Origin of the sequence: Pararhizobium sp. DWP3-4, assembly GCF_049898205.1 — a bacterium.
GTDB lineage: Bacteria > Pseudomonadota > Alphaproteobacteria > Rhizobiales > Rhizobiaceae > Pararhizobium.
The window spans coordinates 39608-61786 of sequence record NZ_JAFCXF010000006.1 but is presented as its reverse complement, the minus strand read 5'-3'; the positions used below and the strand labels follow the sequence as shown (position 1 = coordinate 61786).

17 protein-coding genes are annotated in these 22179 nt (G+C 60.0%); 7 read left to right on the top strand and 10 right to left on the bottom strand.

From position 1 onward, the window contains the following. Positions 1 to 183: 183 nt before the first annotated feature. Complete coding sequence (locus ACP7E6_RS16390) at positions 184 to 615, bottom strand: MarR family winged helix-turn-helix transcriptional regulator (RefSeq protein WP_426230823.1); 432 nt, start codon at positions 613 to 615, stop codon at positions 184 to 186. A gap of 1026 nt (positions 616 to 1641) precedes the next feature. Here ACP7E6_RS16390 and ACP7E6_RS16385 point away from each other — a divergent pair. From ACP7E6_RS16385 to polA, 3 genes are all read left to right on the top strand, one after another. Next, a complete protein-coding gene (locus tag ACP7E6_RS16385) occupies positions 1642 to 2283 on the top strand; it encodes a hydrolase (protein ID WP_426230822.1) in 642 nt (213 codons plus the stop codon). Between the two features lie 44 nt (positions 2284 to 2327). Further along, positions 2328 to 3017, top strand: coding sequence for a hydrolase (locus ACP7E6_RS16380; RefSeq protein WP_426230821.1), 690 nt, complete (start codon positions 2328 to 2330; stop codon positions 3015 to 3017). A 161-nt stretch (positions 3018 to 3178) separates the two neighbouring features. After that, positions 3179 to 6205 carry a DNA polymerase I gene (gene polA / locus ACP7E6_RS16375; RefSeq protein ID WP_426230820.1) on the top strand — a complete coding sequence of 1009 codons (3027 nt, stop codon included), beginning with the start codon at positions 3179 to 3181 and terminating at the stop codon, positions 6203 to 6205. A 127-nt stretch (positions 6206 to 6332) separates the two neighbouring features. On the opposite strand, the gene ACP7E6_RS16370 is transcribed toward polA, so the two are convergent. The 9 genes from ACP7E6_RS16370 to ACP7E6_RS16330 all read right to left on the bottom strand — a co-directional run bounded on the left by ACP7E6_RS16370 (position 6333) and on the right by ACP7E6_RS16330 (position 18129). Further along, complete coding sequence (locus tag ACP7E6_RS16370) at positions 6333 to 6974, bottom strand: TetR family transcriptional regulator (RefSeq protein WP_426230819.1); 642 nt, start codon at positions 6972 to 6974, stop codon at positions 6333 to 6335. A gap of 49 nt (positions 6975 to 7023) precedes the next feature. Then, positions 7024 to 10161, bottom strand: a complete 3138-nt coding sequence (locus ACP7E6_RS16365) for a multidrug efflux RND transporter permease subunit (protein ID WP_426230818.1) — start codon at positions 10159 to 10161, stop codon at positions 7024 to 7026. Between the two features lie 11 nt (positions 10162 to 10172). Next, positions 10173 to 11462 (bottom strand): efflux RND transporter periplasmic adaptor subunit, encoded by a 1290-nt coding sequence (locus tag ACP7E6_RS16360; protein ID WP_426230817.1) that lies wholly within the window; start codon positions 11460 to 11462, stop codon positions 10173 to 10175. 237 nt (positions 11463 to 11699) lie between these two features. Further along, positions 11700 to 12701 carry an ABC transporter ATP-binding protein gene (locus ACP7E6_RS16355; RefSeq protein ID WP_426230816.1) on the bottom strand — a complete coding sequence of 334 codons (1002 nt, stop codon included), beginning with the start codon at positions 12699 to 12701 and terminating at the stop codon, positions 11700 to 11702. 70 nt (positions 12702 to 12771) lie between these two features. Beyond that, positions 12772 to 13827, bottom strand: coding sequence for a Gfo/Idh/MocA family protein (locus ACP7E6_RS16350; protein ID WP_426230815.1), 1056 nt, complete (start codon positions 13825 to 13827; stop codon positions 12772 to 12774). Beyond that, positions 13827 to 14666: a carbohydrate ABC transporter permease gene (locus ACP7E6_RS16345; protein ID WP_426230814.1), complete on the bottom strand. Its 840-nt coding sequence runs from the start codon at positions 14664 to 14666 to the stop codon at positions 13827 to 13829. The genes ACP7E6_RS16350 and ACP7E6_RS16345 overlap by 1 nt, the downstream gene beginning before the upstream one ends. Positions 14667 to 14678: 12 nt before the next feature. Then, positions 14679 to 15629, bottom strand: a complete 951-nt coding sequence (locus ACP7E6_RS16340) for a carbohydrate ABC transporter permease (protein ID WP_426230813.1) — start codon at positions 15627 to 15629, stop codon at positions 14679 to 14681. Between the two features lie 287 nt (positions 15630 to 15916). Further along, the gene (locus ACP7E6_RS16335) at positions 15917 to 17176 is read right to left on the bottom strand and encodes an ABC transporter substrate-binding protein (RefSeq protein ID WP_426230812.1); all 1260 of its coding nucleotides are present in this window, start codon (positions 17174 to 17176) and stop codon (positions 15917 to 15919) included. 53 nt (positions 17177 to 17229) lie between these two features. Further along, on the bottom strand, positions 17230 to 18129 hold the full coding sequence (locus ACP7E6_RS16330; protein ID WP_426230811.1) for an N-acetylmuramic acid 6-phosphate etherase: 900 nt from the start codon (positions 18127 to 18129) through the stop codon (positions 17230 to 17232). A 197-nt stretch (positions 18130 to 18326) separates the two neighbouring features. Between ACP7E6_RS16330 and ACP7E6_RS16325 the strand changes: the two genes are divergently transcribed. Genes ACP7E6_RS16325 through nagA form a run of 4 tightly spaced genes read left to right on the top strand, consistent with a single transcriptional unit; the run spans position 18327 to position 22174 of the window. After that, a complete protein-coding gene (locus ACP7E6_RS16325; RefSeq protein ID WP_426230810.1) occupies positions 18327 to 19205 on the top strand; it encodes a BadF/BadG/BcrA/BcrD ATPase family protein in 879 nt (292 codons plus the stop codon). Further along, positions 19202 to 19966, top strand: coding sequence for a GntR family transcriptional regulator (locus ACP7E6_RS16320; protein ID WP_113245560.1), 765 nt, complete (start codon positions 19202 to 19204; stop codon positions 19964 to 19966). The genes ACP7E6_RS16325 and ACP7E6_RS16320 overlap by 4 nt, the downstream gene beginning before the upstream one ends. Positions 19967 to 19994: 28 nt before the next feature. Beyond that, positions 19995 to 21017 (top strand): SIS domain-containing protein, encoded by a 1023-nt coding sequence (locus tag ACP7E6_RS16315; RefSeq protein ID WP_426231175.1) that lies wholly within the window; start codon positions 19995 to 19997, stop codon positions 21015 to 21017. Next, positions 21014 to 22174 (top strand): N-acetylglucosamine-6-phosphate deacetylase, encoded by a 1161-nt coding sequence (gene nagA, locus ACP7E6_RS16310; RefSeq protein ID WP_426230809.1) that lies wholly within the window; start codon positions 21014 to 21016, stop codon positions 22172 to 22174. Before ACP7E6_RS16315 ends, nagA begins: the two co-directional genes overlap by 4 nt. The last annotated feature ends 5 nt before the right edge of the window (positions 22175 to 22179 follow it).

Below are 22179 nucleotides of genomic sequence, written 5' to 3'. Positions count from 1 at the left end.
GCGGAACCTACTGCATAATTCCGTAAATCGGAATCGATTTAAGGGAGAGTTTTGCAGCAAGTTAAATGCTGCAGCGGCCTCGCGCGTCAGGAGATGATGCGCGGCGCAGTCGGCAAGGACTGGCGACGCTTTCAGCAAATACTTTGATTGAAGATGATCATCATGCCAGAACGGAAAAAGGTGTCAGTTCTGCGCACCATTGGCGATCGCCATACGCATATATTCGAGCATGAGTTCCCGCTCGAAATGGCGAAAACCGGATAACAGGGATTGATCTGCGGCAAGTGCTGCCTCTTTTGCCTCCTCCTCCATTTCCCTGGCCTTGGTGGTCAGGAAAATCTGCTGCGCGCGCCTGTCGGTCGGGTGCTTCTTGCGCAGGACCAATCCGTCCCGTTCCATCCGCGCCAGAGTATTGGCCATCGTTGCCTGCTCGATATCGAGGCGGTCGAGCAACTGTTTCTGGGTCAGCCCCTCTTCGCTCCACAATTCCAGGAGAACCGGAAACTGACCGGGTGCAAAGCCAAGTTTCTGGCCTCTCTCCTGCAGGGCGCGGGAGAAGCTTTTCGCCAGAAGGCTGGACAGGTATGTTGCTGAATCCATACGGTCGAAGGCCATGTCTATGGGTACCTCTCCCCAAGCTGGAACACAAGTTACATTGCGTGCGATGGACCGGCAGGCAACACGATTTCACACGGATGTGATGCTTGCCTTAAGCACATACAAAAACCGCCATGGCGGAGGCGGGGCCACGGCGGTTTTTGTTATGAATTGGACAAAGGCCCGGAGAGGGGGATAGGCCTTTGTCCTTACATCTGGGTTCGGCGGGGGACAGGCCTTTGACCAGATGACGGCGCGTTCAGGTGCCGTTGGTTATCATTTGTGGTGCCAAATGTGGCTTTTCAAGGGACTCCTGCGACCCGGCGCATTACAAATTGGTAACGTTCCTGTGAGGGCCCTCACTTTTTCTTTTGCCGATGTCCATGCTCCTCGAAACCGGCTGCGTCAGCCACCAGAAGCCGCCGCATTTCTCACTCACCTCTGTCTCGATGAGGTTTCTTGCCGGAAGCCTGCAATCGATTGATCTTCCAATATTCGTCTGTACGGAAATCCAGAATCGCACGCCGAGGAGGGTAGCCCGTGCAAAGGCTGTGTGAATGCCCCTCCCTCGGAGCGCAATCGGGTAGGAAAGACACCAGCCTGCCCGCGTGCATATCGTCTCTGATCATGAATGCCGGGAACTGGCGGTCGCTGCCGCCACGAAGCGCTGCAAAACGCAGTGTCACCGCAAATAGCCTGTCGCAATGCTGGATGAGACGAACCCCGGGGCGCTCTTCCAACCGCATTATGCACCGGTTAAGCTCGGATTCCGCTTGCCGAGTTTTCGAGCGGCGGCAGTAAGCTGCCCTGTTCGATCAGAAAGACAACGAACCAAGGTCGTCAAGTCCTGCCTGAACTTGATTGTCCTGTTTTCAGGACAGAGCAATCCGAAATGCCGGTCTACCGCCATTGCCGTTGCGGCAGTATTTTCGTCCTGACACGTCGCCTACCATTTCGCCCATCGGGAAAAACGGCTCGCACCCCGGGCGATGAAGGCAAAGCCTTCAAATTATAAAGCGAGCCTTGAACGGAAGGAAACAAGCCATGACCAGCGAAACGATCCGCGATCCCGCCCGTGATCACCTGCTCACACCGCAGAATTCCGCCTTTATCATCATCGATTATCAACCTGTGCAGGTGAACTCGATCGCCTCCATGGACCGGCAATTGCTCGTCAATAACATTGCCGGCGCCGCCAAGGCCGCAGTCGCCTACGGTCTGCCGATCGTGCACTCGACCGTCAACGTCAAGACCGGCCTCAACAAACCGCCGATCTCGCAAGTCAGCAAGGTTCTACGCGAATATCCGACCTATGACCGCACCACGATCAACTCGTGGGAGGATGTGGAATTCAGACAGGCCGTTGAGAAGACCGGCCGCAAAAAGCTGATCATGACGGCGCTTTGGACGGAGGCCTGCCTGACATTCCCGGCGCTTGATGCGCTCAAGGAAGGTTACGAGGTCTATGTTCCCATCGATGCCGTCGGCGGCACATCGGTCGCGGCGCATGAAGCCGCTCTTCGCCGCATCGAGCAGGCGGGCGGCCAGATGATCAGCGTGCCCCAGCTGTTCTGCGAGCTGCAGCGCGACTGGCAGCGCTCCGCTACCGTACCAGCCTTCATGAACCTGTTCATCGAAACCGGAGGAACCGCCGGCATCCAGTTTTCATACGACAAGGCCGACTGAACACTACGCTTGAACCCACCCAACATCCCCGAAAGGACTTTTCCATGACAACGCCAAATACCATCGCAAACTTCAACGGCCAGAAACCGGTGATCGATGCCGACGACGCCGTGATGCTGTTGATCGACCACCAGAGCGGCCTCTTCCAGACCATCGGCGACATGCCGATGCCGGTCCTGCGAAACCACGCTGCTGCGCTGGCCAAGATGGCCACGCTCTGCAAGATGCCGGTGATCACCACAGCCTCCGTCCCGCAAGGCCCGAACGGCCCGCTGATCCCCGAAATCCACGCAAACGCCCCGCACGCGACCTACATCGCCCGCAAGGGTGAGATCAACGCCTGGGACAATGCCGATTTCGTCGCCGCCGTGAAGGCGACGGGGCGCAAGACACTGATCATCGCGGGCACCATCACCAGCGTCTGCATGGCTTTTCCGGCGATCGCCGCGGTTCATGACGGCTACAAGGTCTTTGCGGTGATCGACGCATCCGGCACCTATTCGAAAATGGCCGAGGAGATCACGCTCGCACGTGTCGTCCAGGCCGGTGTCGTGCCGATGGACATGGCCGCTGTGGCCTCGGAGTTGCAGAAGACCTGGCACCGTGACGATGCACAGGATTGGGCGGAAATCTACACCAAGATCTTCCCGGCCTATCAGCTGTTGATCGAAAGCTACGCCCGGGCTCAACAGGTCGTGACCGACCACGAGCAGCTCGACTCCCAGCGCGGCTGACAAAAAGCGCGCGGCAGGTCATTAGCTTGCCGCGCGCCTTTGAAGAGCAGGGCCTCTGCCACACAATTCAGCGGCAAAACGTCAAGCAACCGGTTAAAATTTCTCGCCGCTCGGGAATGAAATATGGACGGCCATCGCGGCCCGCGCTATCCCTTGTCGCCATGAAAAAAGGTGATCATCTCTTCCTCGTCGACGGCTCCGGATTCATTTTCCGGGCGTTCCACGCCATCCCGCCGCTCAACCGCAAATCGGATGGTCTGCCGGTCAATGCCGTCTCCGGTTTCTGCAACATGCTGTGGAAGCTTTTGACCGATGCGCGCGACACGTCCGTTGGGGTAACACCGACCCATTTTGCGGTGATTTTCGACTATTCGTCGAAGACCTTCCGCAACGAACTCTACGACCAGTACAAGGCGAACCGCACAGCGCCGCCGGAAGATCTGATTCCGCAATTCGGGCTGATCCGGCATGCAACACGCGCTTTCAACCTGCCCTGCATCGAAAAGGAAGGTTTTGAGGCCGACGATCTGATCGCCACCTATGCACGGATGGCGGAGGCAACGGGCGCCGATGTAACGATCATCTCGTCCGACAAAGACCTGATGCAGCTCGTCACCGCCAATGTGTCGATGTATGACAGCATGAAGGACAAGCAGATCTCGATCCCGGAAGTGATCGAGAAATGGGGCGTGCCGCCGGAAAAAATGATCGATCTGCAGGCGATGACCGGCGACAGTACCGACAACGTGCCCGGCATTCCCGGTATTGGACCGAAAACGGCGGCGCAGCTGCTGGAGGAATTCGGCGACCTTGAAACTCTGCTTGCCCGCGCCGGTGAAATCAAGCAGCAGAAGCGCCGCGAAAACATCATCGCCAATACCGAGCTTGCGCGGCTATCGCGGCAATTGGTGACGCTGAAGACCGACACGCCGATCGACGTGCCGCTTGACGATTTCGAGCTGCATGCGCAGGACGGACCAAAACTCGTCGCCTTTCTGAAGACCATGGAATTCACCACGCTGACCCGCCGGGTCGCGGCGGCGACCGAGACGGATGCGGATGCAGTCGAGCCAGCAGCCGTCCCGGTCGAATGGGGCGCGCAGGCGCATGGACCGGATCTCGACAAGGGCGACCTCGCCTCCCCGTCTTCTCCATCGGCCTTATCGTCCGCGAAATCATCGGCGGCCGGAAGTGCTGCGGCTGCCGCGACATCTCTTGGCGCCATCCCGGACGGCGGCCCGCTGGCTGCGACACCGCAGTCTTTGGCGCAGGGCCGTGCAGAACTTTTTGAAACGGCCAAGATCGACCCCAGCGGCTATGTGGCTATCCGCGATCTGGCGACGCTCGACGCCTGGATTGCGGCTGCCCGCGAGACCGGCATTGTGGCCTTCGATACTGAAACCACGTCGCTCGATGCGATGCAGGCGGAACTCGTAGGCTTCTCTCTCGCCATCGCCGACAACAGCAAGAACCCGTCCGGCACCGATATTCGCGCCGCCTATGTGCCGTTGATCCACAAGACCGGCGGCAACGATCTTTTCAGCGATGGGGTGAAGCTCGCTCCGGACCAGATTCCGGCCGCAGCCGCGCTGGAGCGGCTGAAGGACCTTTTGGAAGACCCATCGGTCCTCAAGATCGCCCAGAATCTCAAATACGACTACCTAGTGATGAAGCGCCACGGCGTCAGTATTGTCAGTTTCGACGATACGATGCTGATGTCCTATGTGGTCGATGCCGGCGCCGGTACGCACGGCATGGATTCGCTGTCGGAAAAGTGGCTTGGCCATCAGCCGATCCCTTACAAGGATGTTGCAGGCAGCGGCAAATCTGCCGTCAGCTTCGATTATGTCGACATCGAAAAGGCTACCGCTTATGCGGCTGAGGATGCCGATGTGACGCTGCGGCTCTGGCAGGTGCTGAAACCGCGCCTGGCTGCCAAGAATCTCAATGCCGTCTATGAGCGCCTGGAGCGGCCGCTCGTGCCGGTTCTGGCGCGCATGGAAGAACGGGGCATTACCATCGACAGGCAGATCCTGTCGCGGCTCTCTGGCGAACTGGCGCAGGGTGCCGCCGGTCTCGAACACGAAATTTACGCGCTCGTCGGCGAGAGCTTTAATATCGGCTCACCAAAACAGCTGGGCGATATCCTGTTCGGCCGCCTTGGCCTGCCCGGCGGCGCCAAGACCAAGACCGGGCAATGGTCAACCTCGGCGCAGGTGCTTGAAGAACTTGCCCTGGAAGGCCACGAACTGCCGCGCAAGATCGTCGATTGGCGCCAGCTGACCAAGCTCAAATCCACCTATACCGACGCCCTTCCCGGCTTCGTGCATCCGGAGACGAAGCGCGTCCACACATCCTATGCGCTGGCCGCCACGACCACGGGACGTCTCTCCTCCTCCGAGCCCAACCTGCAGAATATTCCGGTACGCACTTCCGAAGGCCGCAAGATCCGTACGGCGTTCATCTCTACGCCAGGCCACCAGCTGGTTTCGGCCGACTACAGCCAGATCGAACTGCGGGTGCTTGCCCATGTCGCCGAAATCCCGCAGCTGAAACAGGCCTTTGCCGATGGCATCGACATTCATGCGATGACCGCATCGGAAATGTTTGGCGTGCCGGTCGAGGGCATGCCGAGCGAGATCCGCCGCCGCGCCAAGGCGATCAATTTCGGCATCATCTACGGTATTTCCGCCTTCGGCTTGGCCAACCAGCTGTCGATCGAACGCTCGGAAGCCGGCGAGTATATCAAGAAGTATTTCGAGCGCTTTCCCGGCATCCGCGACTATATGGAAAGCACCAAGGCGTTTGCCCGCGAAAACGGCTATGTCGAAACCATCTTCGGCCGCCGCGCGCACTATCCGGACATCCGCTCGTCCAACCCCTCGCACCGCGCCTTCAATGAGCGTGCAGCGATCAACGCACCGATCCAGGGCTCGGCTGCCGATATCATCCGCCGCGCGATGGTGAAGATGGAGCCGGCATTGGAACAGGCCGGCCTGTCGCAGCGCGCCCGTATGCTGCTGCAGGTCCATGACGAATTGATTTTCGAAGTCGAGGATGCCGATGTCGAGCGAACCATCCCGCTGGTCGTCTCGGTGATGGAAAACGCGGCGATGCCGGCGCTCGACATGCGGGTGCCGCTGAAGGTCGATGCGCGGGCTGCCCATAATTGGGACGAAGCGCACTGACAGCAGACGCCGCGACATACGGCTGCTTCGCTCCGGTCCCTGTACGTCGGCAAGTTGAAATCGACATCGGCACCACGCGGACCCTTTGCCGGCAACCCGTTATGTGGTCGCTGACGGGCGCAAGCGTTCAGGAAACGGCGGGCGTCTCGGCGATTGCCGGGAACTGCCTAAAACTGTTGAACAGCCGCTTCAGACCGTCCTTGCCTTCCGCCGCCAGATCGAAACGGCGGCCAAACAGAAGCCATTCGCTGCAGAGCCCCTCCATCATCCAGCGGAGCGCCCTTGTGGCGGATTGCGGTGTCCAGCTTCCGCTGAGGAAACCCTCGGTGCGGGCCCTGTCAAAAGCGCTGTCGAGCATGACCGTATGCCGGTCATCGACCTCCTGCTGTTTTTCCAGAACCGGCAACAGGTCGTCACCATATGGACAGCGCAGGAGAATGGTGAAGATCCGCTGGCGATGCTCGTCTGCCGCCAGTTCTTCCAGCCAGGCTCCCGCCGATTTTTCGATATAGCAGAGCACGTTGGCAGCTGGCTGCTCGACATCGCGTTCGATCATGTCTTCCAGCGGCAAGTTTACGGTGTTGTAAAGCTCGAGGAAAAGATCCGTCTTGTTGGAAAAATGCCAATAGATCGCGCCGCGCGTTACACCGGCCGCCTTGGCCACATCGTCGAGCGACGCGGTGGAAACGCCTTTCTCGAAGAAAACCCGCTCTGCCGCGCTGAGAATGCTGTTGCGCGTTTCTTCCGCCTCGGCCTTGGTTCTGCGCATGACGCCTCCTGACTCAAGAAAAGGCCCGCCTTTCGGCGGGCCGCTTCCATTACTCTGCCGGTGTGACTGCGGTTTCCGCACCGATCGGCTTCAACGTCGTTCTCTTGAACAGCTTCATGATGAACACGAAGAAGACAGGCACGAAGAAGATCGCGAGCACGGTCGCCGAAATCATGCCACCCATGACGCCGGTACCGATGGCGCGCTGGCTGCCCGAGCTTGCGCCGGTGGCAATCGCCAGCGGCAAAACGCCGAGGGTAAAGGCAAGCGAGGTCATCAGGATCGGGCGGAAGCGCAGATGCGCTGCCTCGATGGTGGCATCCAGCAGCGGTTTTCCAGCCTCCATCTGCTCTTTTGCGAACTCGATGATCAGGATCGCGTTTTTCGCCGATAGCCCGATAATGGCGATCAGACCGACCTTGAAGTACACGTCGTTGGGCATGTCGCGGAGAGTCACGGCCAGCACTGCGCCGATGACGCCAAGCGGCACCACCAACATCACCGCCACCGGGATGCTCCAGCTTTCATAGAGCGCTGCAAGGCACAGGAAGATCAGCAGGCAGGCCAGCCCCACCAGAAGCGGTGCCTGGGTACCGGATGCGATTTCTTCACGCGACTGGCCCGTCCACTCATAGCCGAAGCCGGGCGGTAGCTGAGCGAACAGACGTTCCATTTCGGTGATCGCTTCACCGGAGGAATAGCCGGCATTGGCCTGGCCGCTGATCGGAACGGACGGATAACCGTTATAGCCGACCGTCTGGGTCGGGCCGCTCGTCCACTCAATGCTTGCGAAGGCCGACAACGGCACCATGCCGCCATTTGAGTTGCGCACATTGAGCTTCAGAAGGTCGGCCGTCTGCATACGCCGGTTCTCGTCAGCCTGCACCGTCACACGCTGCAGACGTCCGGCATTTGGGAAGTCGTTGACATAGGACGAACCGAGATTGGTCGAGATCGTCGAGTTGATGTCGGCGAAGGCAACGCCGAATGTGTTGGCCTTCTCACGGTCGATGAGCAGGTTGACCTGTGCCGCATCCGGAAGACCATCAACACGAACGCCAGAGATGACCTGGCTTTGCGCGGCAAGGCCCAGAAGCTGGTCACGCGCTGCCGCAAGTGCCGCAGATCCCTGCCCGCCACGATTCTGCAGGCGGAACTCGAAGCCGTTGGAGGTGCCAAGACCCTGAATCGGCGGCGGCGACAGCGCGAAGCTGATCGCATCCTTGATCTGCGACATGGCGCCCGATGCACGCCCCGCAATGACGGAGGCAACATCGTTTGGCCCACGCTCAGACCAGTCCTTCAGCGTCACGAAGGCGAGGCCGGCATTCTGGCCGGTACCGGAGAACGAAAAGCCGCTGATGGCAATTATGCGGTCGACGGCGGGTTCCTTGCTGAAGATCGCTTCTGTCTGCTCGATGACCTCGGTGGTGCGGTTTCCGGTGGCTTCCGACGGAAGCTGCATGCTGACGATGACGAAGCCCTGGTCTTCATCCGGCAGGAAGGAAGACGGCAACTGCATGAACAGATAGGCCAACCCGCCAAGCAGCACGACATAGATCAGCATGAAGCGCCATGTTCGCGTGACCATGCCGGCAACCCAGCCGCTATAGCCGTGCGAAGCCTTGTCGAAGCCACGGTTGAACAGGCCGAAGAAGCCGCGCTTGGTGTGATGATGGCCCTTTGGAACCTGCTTGAGGAAGCTGGCGCATAGTGCCGGCGTCAGCGTCAGGGCCAGCAGTGCCGAGAACAGGATGGAGACCACCATGGTCAGCGAGAACTGCTGGTAGATGACGCCGACGGCACCGGGGAAGAAGGCCATCGGAATGAACACGGCCGACAGAACCAGCGTGATGCCGATAACGGCACCCGTAATCTGCTTCATCGCCTTGCGGGTCGCTTCCTTCGGCGTCAGCCCTTCCTCAGACATGATACGCTCGACGTTCTCGACGACGATGATCGCATCGTCGACAAGAATACCGATGGCAAGCACCATCCCGAACATCGTCAGAACGTTGATCGAAAAGCCCATGGCGAGCATGGCCGCGCACGTACCCAGGAGAGCAACGGGAACGACCAGCGTTGGGATGATGGTGTAGCGGATGTTCTGCAGAAACAGGAACATCACCAGGAACACCAGCGCCACGGCTTCGAGCAGCGTATGCAGAACCTTTTCGATCGAGATCGCCACGAAGGGCGACGTATCGTAAGGAACGGAATATTCCACACCTGCCGGGAAGAAGGTTGCCAGTTCATCCATACGCGCCTTGATAGCCGTGGAGGTAGCAAGCGCATTGCCGGTCGGCGTCAGCTGCACGCCGATAGCGGCGGACGGCTTGCCGTTCAGGCGTGTCGAGAAGCTGTAATCCTGACCGCCGATCTCGATGCGAGCGACGTCACGCAGGCGGACGGCGGAGCCGTTGAGGTTGGCACGCAGGATGATCGCCCCGAACTCTTCAGCCGAGGTGAGCTGGCCCTTGATGAGGACCGGGGCACTGATCTGCTGGGTGATCGGGTTCGGCTGGGCGCCGATGCTGCCGGAAGCAACCTGAGCATTCTGCGCGGTGATCGCTGCATTGATGTCGCCGGCCGTCAGGTTGAGGCCACGCATCTTGTCCGGGTCGAGCCAGATACGCATAGCGCGTTCGGTCGCAAACATTTGTGCCCGGCCGACGCCTTCGACACGCTGGACTTCGTTGAGTACGTTACGGCTGAGATAATCGCCCAACGAAACCGCGTCCATGGACCCGTCCGTGGATGTGAGCGCTAGGATCATCAAAAAGCCGGATCCAGCTTCTTCAACCTCGATGCCCTGCTGGCGTACGGCATCCGGAAGGCGCGCCTCGACGCGGCGAACGCGGTTCTGCACGTCGATCGAGGCATCGCCTGAATCCGTGCCCGGAGTGAAGGTCACGCTGATCGACACACTGCCAGCGGCGCTGGAGGTGGACGAGAAATACTGCATGCCTTCGATGCCGTTCAGCTCATTTTCGATGAGCCGCGTCACACTCTGATAGGTTTCCTCCGACGACGCGCCGGGATAGCTGGTGTTGATGGAGATCTGCGGCGGCGCAACGTTCGGATACTGCGAAATCGGCAGCAACGGCAACGCAATAATACCGGAGATCATGATGAAAAGTGCGACGACCCACGCAAAGATCGGCCGGTCGATAAAGAAACTAGGCATCGATCAGATCCTCACTTCGCCTGTTCGGCGGGCTTGGCGTCTTCGGCCGGCTTGGCGGCAGCGCCGTCTGTGCCCGTCTGTTCAGCAGCAGGCTTTGCGTCGGCCGGTTTTGCGTCGGCAGGCTTCGCTTCGGCTGCGGGTTTGGCATCGCCAGACTTCCAGTCCGTCGGTTCGACGGGCGCGCCCGGGCGAACCTTCTGGAAGCCCTCGACGATAACCTTCTCGCCTGCCTTCAGGCCGTCGCGGATGATCCACTGATCGCCAAGAACGTGACCGGCAGACACGGTGCGCAGTTCGGCCGTCTTGTCGTCTTTCACGACATAGACCTGCGCATTGCCCGACGTATCGCGCTGCACGGCCTGGGTCGGAACGGCGATGGCATTCTTTTCGATGCCCTGTTCGACGATTACGCGTACATACATGCCAGGCAGGAGATCGCCGTCCGGGTTGGGAAATTCGCCGCGCAGCGTTACCTGCCCGGTGGTCTCATCGACGGCTGCTTCCGAGAACAGCAGCTTTCCGGCATGCGGATAGGCGCTGCCGTCATCCATGAGAAGATTGACCTTGGCTTCGTTCTTGTCGCCCGCCAATGCACCGTCCTGCAGCGCCTTGCGCAGGCGGATGAGGTCGGTCGCGGATTGGGTAAAGTCGGCGTAGACAGGATCGAGCTGCTGGATCGTTGCGAGGTTTTCCGAGCCATTGGCGCTGACCAGCGCACCTTCGGTAATCAGGGCGCGGCCGATACGGCCGCTGATCGGGGCCGTCACATTGGTATATTGCAGATTGAGCTGGGCGCTCGCGAGGCCCGCCTCAGCAATCGCCACATCGGCATCGGCCTGCGCCAACTGTGCGATCGCGTCATCATAGGTCTGACCGGTGGCGACGCCGGACTTCTTCAACTGCTCCTGACGATCGGCCGCCTGCTTGGCCTGCAGCTGGACGGCTTTGGCGCGGCGCAGCGTGCCTTCGGCGCTTTCAACCTGAACCTGGAACGAGGCCGGGTCGATCCGGTAGAGCACATCACCGGCGTTCACATGAGAGCCCTGCTCGAACACGCGCTCGATGACGATACCGGTGGCGCGCGGACGCACTTCCGAGATGCGGGTCGCGGCGATACGTCCCGGCAGATCGTTGGTGATCGGCAGCGATTCGGTCTTCGTTGTGATCACCGAGACCTGCGGCGGCGGGTAGGACGGAGCCGCCTGCTTCTCGCTGTCTTCCTTTTGGCATCCTGAAATAATCATCAGGGCAGCCGCAGTTGCAGCCAATATCGGTCGGTTCATCCGCATCTTTGGTTCCATACGCAAAGTCCAGCCGCACGGCCGATCGTCTTTCTTCAAAGAGATCAGCTGCTGCTGGAAGTTCATGAAAATCAATGTGATACGCAGGATTTCCGGGACAAAACCACCGACGCATCAATTATACAAACAGATACGTATGTTAAAATCCGAGGCAGCGCAAGCCGATGATGCGGCGCACAATGAAACGTTACCGAATGATAATTTTCGTCAACGTTCGGATACAATCCCGTTTCAGAATCAGCGCAAAACCCGGTCGTCGGCACCAAAGCGATGCATCGCCGCCTTGTCCGGGCTCGCATAGACGATTTCATCGACATCATATTGATGTTCGCCGAACAGGCGGACGGTCAACAGCCCGGTCACCTCCGTTTCCAGGTAGAGAATCGTGTCGGCACCGAGATGCTCAACATGGATGACCTTGCCCTTCCAGTCGCCGTTTTCGCGCGACAGCGTGATGTGCTCTGGCCGAATACCAATGGTCTTTACCTGCCCCTCGCCAAGCCTGCCGGCTTCGACGAAGTTCATCTGCGGCGAACCGATGAAACCGGCGACGAAGGTGTTTGCCGGCTTGTTGTAGAGCTCCATCGGCGAACCGATCTGTTCGATCTGGCCGGCGTTGAGAACGACAATCTTGTCGGCCAGCGTCATCGCCTCTACCTGGTCATGCGTCACATAGATCATCGTCGCTTTCAGGCTGCGGTGCAGGCGGGCGATCTCAAGGCGCGTGTTGACCCGCAGTGCCGCATCGAGATTGGACAAAGGTTCGTCGAACAGGAAAAGCTTCGGTTCGCGCACGATGGCGCGGCCGATGGCGACGCGCTGGCGCTGGCCTCCGGATAGTTCGGCGGGACGGCGGGCGAGGTAAGGCTCCAGCGACAGCATGCCGGATGCCTTGGCAACCTTGGCATCGACTTCCGCCTTCGGCGCGCCCATCTGCTTCAGGCCAAGACCCATATTGTCCTTCACCGTCAGGTGCGGGTAGAGCGCGTAGGACTGGAACACCATGGCGATGCCGCGCTTGGCGGGCGGCGTGTTGACCACTTCCTGTCCGTCGATCTGGACACTGCCGGATGTCGCGTCTTCAAGACCGGCGATGACGCGCAAGAGGGTCGACTTGCCACAGCCGGACGGCCCGACGAAGATGACGAATTCGCCATCCTTCACCTCGAGGTCGATACCCTTGAGAACTTCGTGATTGCCGAAGGCCTTGCGGATGGATTTCAGATTCAGTGATCCCACGTGAGGCGCCTTTTCGTTGTCGCATATGCCTTTCGTCCCGCTGACAGGCAGCGGAACGGGACATGCTTCGTTAGAGTTTGACCGGCTGGCCGGTACGCACGCTCTCATCGGCCGCAAGGCAGATGCGCAGCGACTGGACGGCATCGTCCATATGTCGTTCGAGATTGATGTTTTCGGTGATGGCTTTCAGCACATAAGCCTGCTCGAGATCGCAGAGTTCCTGGTGTCCCGGCTCGCCATCCATCTTCAGGTCTTCGTCCTTGTGAACGAATTTACCGTCCGCACCGGTTTCTGCCTTATGAACGCGAATGACGGCCGTCTTCGTGTGCGTGTCGATATCGTCGGATTTGGCATTCGGATCCATGACGATCGAAACCGAACCATTTGGAGACATCACGTCCTTCACGAAAAAGGCGGTCTCGGAGATCATCGGCCCCCAGGCTGCTTCGTACCAGCCCAGTGACCCGTCTTCGTAGAGCACCTGCAGATGGCCGTAATTGTACATCGAGGGTGCAATCTCATTCGACAGTCGCAGGCCCATGCCGCGCACTTCGACGGCCTTGGCATCGGTGATCTGGCACATGACATCGACATAGTGCACGCCGCAATCGACGATCGGCGGTGTGGTTTCCATCAATGACTTGTGCGTCATCCATGTCGGGCCGCTGGACTGCTGATTGAGGTTCATGCGGAAAACATAGGGGCCACCGAGCTTGCGAGCCTCGGAGATCAGCCGGATCCAGGACGGATGGTGACGCAGGATATAGCCGACCACCAGCTTCCTGCCGGCCTTCTTTGCTGCCGCCACGACGCGCTCGGCATCGGCGACCGTCGTTGCCAGCGGCTTTTCGATGAAGACGTCGCAGCCTGCTTCGAAAGCCATGACGGCATAATCGGCATGGCTGTCGGAATAGGTACAGATCGAGCAGAGATCGGGCTTCAATTCAGCGAGAGCCGTCGCGAAGTCCGGATGGATCGTATAGCCGCCCAGTTCCGGCGCCAGCACTGGCTTCGAGCGATTGACAAGGCCGACGATCTCGAAGCCGGGATTGTTGTGATAGGCCAGCGCATGGCTGCGGCCCATATTGCCGAGACCGGCGACCAGGACGCGAACGGGTTTGCTCATTACTTGACTGCTCCTGCGGTAATGCCGCGGATCAGCTGCCGCGAGAAGATGACGTAGAGAATAAGAACAGGGAAAATCGCCAGCGACAATGCGGCGAGAACCGCGTTCCAGTTGGTAACGAACTGGCCGATGAACACCTGGGAGCCGAGCGTGACGGTCTTGGTGGCTTCGCCGGGCGCGAGGATCAGCGGGAACCAGAGGTCATTCCAGATCGGGATCATCGTGAAGACGGCAACGGTTGCCATGGCCGGACGGACCAGCGGCAGGACGAGGCGGAAGAAGATCGCATATTCCGACAGGCCATCGATGCGGCCGGCATTCTTCAAGTCATCCGAGACCGAACGCATGAATTCCGACAGGATGAAGATCGCAAGCGGCAATCCTTGAGCGGTATAGACCAGGATCAGCGCCGTCAGCGTGTTGACCAGACCGGCGGCGACCATGCCCTGCAGGATGGCGACGGTGCCCAGCCGGATCGGGATCATGATGCCGATGGCGAGATAGAGCCCCAGCAGCGTATTGCCGCGGAAGCGATATTCCGACAGCGCGAAGGCCGCCATGGCGCCGAACAGTAGCGCAAAGAAGATCGAGACGACCGTGACGATCAGGCTGTTCTGGAAATAGCCGACGAAATCGCCCTGTTTCAGCACCGTCGTGTAACCGATCAGGCTGAACGTTTCCGCCGTCGGCAAAGACAGCGGCGTGCGGAAGATCGCGTTCTTGTCTTTCAGCGAATTCATGATCGTCAGGACGACTGGAAACAGCGCGATCACGGTATAGCCGGCCAATGCCAGGTGAACGAAGCCGGAGCGCAGTGGCGAGATGCGTGCTTTTGACATGATCCGTTCCCCTTAAAACTGGTAGCGGCGAACGCGCCGCTGGATGCCGAAGAGATAGAGCGAGACGCCGGCAAGGATGATCAGGAACATGACGGTGGCGATCGTCGCGCCCATCGAACGGTCACCCAGCTGCAGCTGGAAGCCAAAGAAGGTGCGGTAGAGCAGAGTTCCAAGGATGTCTGTCGCTCCATCCGGCCCGGCAAGCGCGCCCTGCACCGTGTAGATCAGGTCGAAGGCGTTGAAGTTACCGACGAAGGTCAGGATCGAGACCATACCGATCGCGGGCAGGATCAAGGGCAGCTTGATCTTCCAGAACTGGCTCCAGCCCGTGATCCCATCGCATTCGGCAGCTTCGATCACCTCGTCCGGGATGCTGAGAAGGGCGGCATAGATGAGCATCATCGGAATGCCGACATTCTGCCAGACGGAGATCAAGGAGACCGTGATCAACGCCGAGCCCGGCTTGCCGAGCCAAGGTCCGAAGAAAGCCTTTAGACCGACGAGGTCCATGAAGAACGGCGTAATGCCCCAGATCGGCGACAGGATCAGTTTCCAGATGAAACCGACGATGACGAAGGACAGGATCGTCGGCATGAAAATCGCCGTCCGATAGAAAGTCGCGAGCCGGAGCTTGGGGATCGACAGCATGGCGGCGAGCAAAATGCCAAGCGGATTTTGCACTAGCATGTGGATTGCGAAGAAGATGAAATTGTTCTTCAGCGCCCGCCAGAAATCGGCGGCCCAGCGCTCGTCTCCGAACAGGACCTGAAAGTTGGCAAGTCCGACAAAGGTGGATTGGCCGTCGACCGTATTGAACAGCGACAGGCGCAGCGTTTCGATCAGCGGCAGGATCATCACAGCTGAATAGACGATGAAGGCTGGCAACAGGAAAACAAGGATATGCCAGCGTCTCGGCCGCGCCGAAATTTGCATGCTGTCCTCAGACGATATGGCGCTGCTCATGGCTTCTGCCGCTCCGACCCGTTTTTCGTCGATCGCCGCGATATGCGGCAAGGCCTGCGCTGCCGGTCCCCGCCGCGCATGCCATCACCAGCAAGCCCGAAGGCGCTGGCTGGATGTGATTTCAGATTACACGATTTTGCGCTCAATGCGCCGGCGTCTGCATACCTCCCCTTGAGGGGGGAGGTCGCGCGGAACGCGCGGGTGGGGGTGATCCATTGCCGAAGCAAAAGTTCACCCCACCCCGGCACTACGTGCCGACCCTCCCCCTCAAGGGGAGGGTAAATTCGTTACTTGGCAGGCTTGTACCAGCTGTCGAGGCCCTTCTGCAGCTTTTCGGCGGCAACTTCCGGCGTATCGGTGCCGTTGATGACGTTGGCCGATTCAACCCAGGTCTCGTTCTCGAGGTTCGGAGTGCCACGCGACAGGATCTGGTAGGTCGAGCGGATGGTCGGCTTGCACTTTTCGCGCCAGGAGACGAATTCCTGCGCGAGCGGATCGGCCATCTTTACCGGCGTCGAGTTCAGGCTGAAGAAGCCTGGCAGCGAGTTGGCATAGATGTCGGCGAATTCCGGAGAAGCGATCCAGGTGAGAAGCTTCTTGGCTTCTTCCGGGTGTGCGCTCTTGGCATTCAGGCCAACGCCGATGTCGTTGTGGTCGGAGATGTAGCAAGCATCGCCTGCAGCCTTAACCGGCGGCGGGAACGCGCCCATCTTGAACTGAGCCTGCGTGTTGAACAGGCCGATTTCCCACGAGCCGGCCGGGTAGATGGCGGCGCGGCCGAGCGTGAACAGGTTCTGGCTGTCCGGATAGGTCTGGGCTTCGAAACCGTCGCCGAGGTAATCCTTCCACTTGGCAAGAACCTTGTAAGGCTCGACCCAATCGGCGTCAGTCAGCTTCTGCTCGCCCTTGATCAGAGCGGCGCGGCCTTCTTCACCCTTCCAGTAGGTCGGGCCGATGTTCTGGTAGCCCATGGTGGCGGCTTCCCAGAGATCCTTCGTGCCCATGGCGAGCGGGATGTAGGTGCCGTCAGCCTTGATCTTGTCGAGGGCTGCGAAGAATTCGGCTTCCGTCGTTGGGATGGCGATGCCGAGCTTGTCGAAGGCATCCTTGTTGTAGATGAAGCCATGGATAACCGAGGCCATCGGTACGCAGAAAGCGGCCGAGCCATCGTCCGTCGTCCAGGCGGACTTGGCGACCGGCGAGAAGTTCTCCATGCCGGCGAGACCGGTCAGGTCAGCCAAATGCTTCTTGTTGTAAAGTTCGAGCGAGGCGTCGAACGGACGGCATGTGACGAGGTCACCAGCCGAACCGGCATCGAGCTTGGCATTCAGCGCTGCGTTATACTCGGTCGGCGCGGTCGGTGCGAAGACGACCTTGATGCCCGGGTTCTTGGCTTCGAACGCCGGGATCAGCTTTTCCTGCCAGATGGTCAGGTCGTCGTTGCGCCAGCTTTCGATCGTCAGTGTGACGTCTTCGGCATGCGCCAGCCCGGCGGAGCCGAGGATGCTGGATGCAAGCAGCAGGCCTTTCAAGGTAGTGCGGGTCATTACGTTCTCCCTCATTGTGCGCCATTTTTGGCGCGGTTTTAAAACCCTTGGACTCAATGTGCCGCGACAACAGACAAGGCGCGGCGCAAGTTTTGACCAGCTTCGGTAAGCGCTGCTTCTGCAGCCAGCACATCCTTTGCCCCAGCAGCAAGAAGAATGGCGATCTTTACCGAGCCTGATGATGCCGTCAGATAGCGGCCGGCTTCCGTGGCGCCGATACCGGCAATATCGGAAACAATGCGAATGGCACGGCCGCGCAGTTTCGCATTGTCAGCCTTCAGATTGACCATATGTCCGTCGTAGACATGACCGAGATGAATGCCGACAAGGGTCGAAAACATGTTGAAGGCGATCTTCTGCGCGGTGGCTGCACCCATGCGGGTCGATCCGGAAATAACCTCGGGAGGGGTCTGCAGCAGAATGGCGACTTCCGCATTCTGGAAGAGCACAGCACCGGGATTGTTCGCCATGGCGATAACCCGCGCGCCGCGCGCCTTTGCCTCGTCAGCCGCCGCTAGCGCATAAGGCGTCGAGCCGCTTGCCGATACGGAAATCAGACAATCGCCGGCACCGATACCAGCATCGCGCACATCCTTGCGCGCCAGCTCCATATCGTCTTCATAGCCGCCGGCAAGATCCGTGAGGCTCGCGGCACCGCCAGCGAGAAGCACCACGACCTTGTCGAGCGCGATTCCATAAGTACCGGGCAATTCCAGCGCATCGGTCATGGCCATCAGGCCGGAGCTGCCGGCACCGGCGTAAGCCAGCCGTCCGCCACTGGCCAATGCTTCGGCAGCGATCTGCGCGGCAGCCGCAATGGACTCGACAGCAGGATCAACAACCTTAGCCGCGGCCTGCTGGCCGGACGCAAGCAAACGAAGTGCAAGCGCCGGATGCATCACATCCAGTCCCATCGCCTTGTCGTGACGCTCCTCGGTTTTCACTGACGGCATACGCTCAATCTCCCTCTGCGCAAATTAATGCCAAAAAAATACCAATTGTCTAGGAAAAATTAACTTCCAGCGGAAGAAAGTTTTCGATTTCTAAAATAATTTATATATTTCATATTGTTAATCGATAAATCCAATTAGAGACCAAAATCCTCTTGGTAAATGGTATTTTTTTGGTATCATTTTTGTCGGAGGTATCCATGCCACAGTATATTTTAGGAATCGACGGCGGAGGCACGAGCTGCCGCGCGGCTGTAGCGGGCGCCGATGGGCGTATCCTCGGCCGCGGCAAAAGCGGCGCAGCCAACATCCTGACCGATCCCGACAACGCCCTGATCCACATTGTCGGTGCCGCCACGGCTGCATTCGAGGAAGCAAACATCGCTCCCTCCGAAATCGCCTCGGCTTGCGCCCTAGTCGGCGTTGCCGGCAGCAATGTCGGAGATGCCGTGCATTATGTGAAAGAACGCCTGCCCTTCGCCAAGGCCGACATCGAATCCGATGGACTGATAGCGCTGCAGGGTGCTCTCGGCGACAGCGACGGCGCGGTGGCAATCCTCGGCACCGGTTCCATCTATATCTCCCGCCAGGGCGACCAGGTCCGCTACATCGGCGGATGGGGTTTTCAGATCGGCGATCTCGGCAGCGGCGCCCGGCTTGGCCACGCGCTTCTGCAGGAAAGCGTGCTGGCCTTTGACCGGATTCACCCATCGTCGCCGCTGACGGATGCCGTCATGGCGGAGTTCAACAACGACCCTCGCGAGGCCGTGGAATTTGCGCGCGCCGCACGGCCCGGCGAATTCGGCCGCTTTGCGCCCAAGGTTTTCGAGTTCGCAGGCCAGAACGATCCGGTGGCGATCGCTTTGCTGCGCAGCAATGCACAAACCATCGACGAAGCGCTAGACGCCGTCGTGGCGCAGGGCAGCCGCAAGATCTGCCTGCTGGGTGGGTTGGCGCCGATCTACCGTCCATGGCTTGCAGAGCGGCATCAGCCCCTGTTCATGGAACCGGAGGCAGACGCCCTAACCGGCTCGGTTGCTTTAGCAGCCAAGCGCTTTGGCGCAGGGGCCAGGGCATGACCCAGCATCTCGAGGCGATATTGCCGCTGGACGGCCTGCAGGCCGGAGGCTCCGGTCCACTCTATCTCAAGCTACGGCAATCGCTGGAAGACGCTATCCTGTCGGGCAAGCTCAATCATGGCGACGCCCTGCCGCCGGAGCGGGATCTGGCCGACTATGCCAGCATCAGCCGCGTAACGGTGCGCAAGGCCGTCGATGATCTGGTCAAGGACGGTCTGCTGGTGCGCCGCCATGGCTCCGGAACCTTTGTCGTCAAGCCGGTGAGCCGCGTTCAGCAATCGCTGTCGCGGCTGACCTCGTTTACCGAGGACATGTCGCGACGGGGTTTGGTCACAACGGCGCAATGGATCGAGCGCGGGCTCTATCATCCGTCACCAGATGAAATGATGGCGCTGGGCCTGCCAGCCGATGCGCTGGTCGCAAGGCTCGGCCGGCTGCGCATCGCCGACGACATGCCGCTGGCGATCGAGCGGGCCAGTGTTTCCGCGGAGTTCCTGCCGGATCCCATCCGGGTCGGCACCTCGCTCTATGCCGAACTCGACAAGACCAAATCGCGGCCCGTGCGCGCCGTGCAGCGCATTTCCGCCTGCAGCCTGAAGGATCCGGATGCGGCAATGCTTGGCGTGCCGGCCGGTTCCGCCAGCCTGTCGATCGAACGCATCTCCTACCTCGCTTCCGGCCGCGTGGTGGAATTCACCCGCTCGCTCTATCGGGGCGATGCCTATGATTTCGTCGCTGAACTGACTTTGTCGGATTCCTGAGGGCGGCCCAGATAAGAAAGACATGACCATGCAAACCAACATGCGGCGCGAAATCAACGAAATCCCGGAGGCGGCAGCGCGCCTTCTTGAACAATCCAAGGCAGCGGTCAAAGAAACCGGCGCAGCACTGCGTGCGAAAGACCCGGCGTTTTTCGTGACGATTGCCCGTGGCTCGTCCGACCACGCCGCATTGTTCCTGAAATATGCGATCGAGCTTTCGACAGGACGGCCCGTTGCCTCGCTCGGCCCGTCGCTTGCCTCGATCTATGGCGCGAAAATGCAGCTTCAGGGCGCCGCATCGATTGCCATCTCGCAATCCGGAAAAAGCCCGGACATCGTCGCGATGGCTGAGGCCGCGACCAAGGCAGGTGCCGTAACGATCGCGCTCACCAACACCCTGCCCTCGCCGATCTCGGAAGCCAGCACGCATCCGCTCGACATTCTCGCCGGTCCGGAAATCGCTGTGGCCGCAACCAAGTCCTATGTCAATTCGATCGTTGCCGGCCTTGCCATTCTTGGCGAATGGACTGCGGATGCTGCCCTGCAGCGCGCGGTTGCCGATCTGCCCAACCAGTTTGCAAAAGCCGTGAAGCTCGACTGGCAGCCGCTGGCTGACGAACTGGGTGATGCGGAATCCCTGTTCGTGCTTGGCCGCGGCCCGGCGCTGGCCATTGCCAGCGAGGCAGCGCTGAAGTTCAAGGAAACGTCGGGCATGCACGCCGAGGCCTATTCGGCAGCGGAAGTGCTGCATGGACCGGTCGCTCTGGTCGAAAAACGTTTTCCGGTGATCGGCCTTGCCGCGCGCGACGCTGCGGAAGGCTCCGTCGCCGGTATTCTGGACGGGTTGAGCGCCAAGGGTGCCCTGGCCTTCGTCACATCTTCGCAAGCCAAAGCATCCAAGACGCTTCCGTTCATCGCCACCGGACATCCGATCACCGATGCGCTGGCCTTGATCATCCCGTTCTACGGCTTCGTCGAATCCTGGTCGCGTTCGCGCGGCCTCAATCCGGATGCGCCCGTCGCTCTCAAGAAGGTTACGGAAACGCGATGACCGCACAGACAGCCATCACGGGTGCCCGGATTTTCGACGGCCTGTTCTGGCATGATGGCCAGGCGCTGCTGCTCGATGGCGGAGTGGTCACCGGCATCCTGCCGCAGAGCGATCTGCCTGCCGGCACAGATACGATCTCAGCCGACGGTCAGTTGCTCGTACCCGGCTTCATCGACCTGCAGGTCAATGGCGGCGGCGGCGTGATGCTGAACGACCGTCAGGACGTTGACGCTATCCGCACCATTTGCGCGGCGCATGCAAAGTTCGGCACCACCGCGCTGCTCCCGACGCTGATCACCGACACGTTCGAAATCCGCACGCGGACTATTGCCGGCGGCAGACAGGCCAAGGCGGAAAATGTACCCGGATTCCTCGGGCTTCATCTGGAGGGGCCGCATCTTTCCGTTGCCCGCAAGGGCGCGCATGACCCGGCGCTGATCAGGCCAATGGACCAGGCGGATCTCGACGCCATGCTCGCCTGCGCCGGGGTTTTCGATGCCATGATGGTGACGGTCGCACCGGAAAACACCACGACAGCGCAGGTGAAGGCGCTCGCCGAAGCAGGCATCATCGTCAGCCTCGGCCACACCGATGCCGGCTACGCGACCATTGCCGATTACGCCAAGGCCGGCGCGCGCACAGTGACCCATCTGTTCAATGCAATGAGCCCGCTTGGCCATCGCGAGCCCGGCGTTGTCGGCGCGGCTCTCGATATTGGCAAACTGCATGCGGGTATCATCGCCGACGGCTTCCATGTCGATCCCGCATCGATGGGTATTGCGTTGCGTGCCAAGAACGGCCCGGGCCGCATTTTCATCGTCACCGATGCGATGTCGACGATCGGCTCCGACCAGACCAGCTTCTTCCTGAACGGCCGCGAGATCTTCCGCAAGGATGGCCGCCTGACGCTGGCCGACGGGACGTTGGCCGGCGCCGATATCGACATGCTGACTTCCGTGCGTTTTGCCCATGAAAAGTTGGGCCTACCGCTCGACGAGGCGCTGCGAATGGCATCGGCCTATCCCGCCGATGCAGCAGGCGTCGCCGCCCGCAAGGGTAGATTGTTGCCCGGTCTTGATGCGGATTTCGTTCTTCTGACCGCAGGCCTCGACATGGCCTCGACATGGATCGGCGGGACACGCGTTTTCCAGGCCTAGCCTCG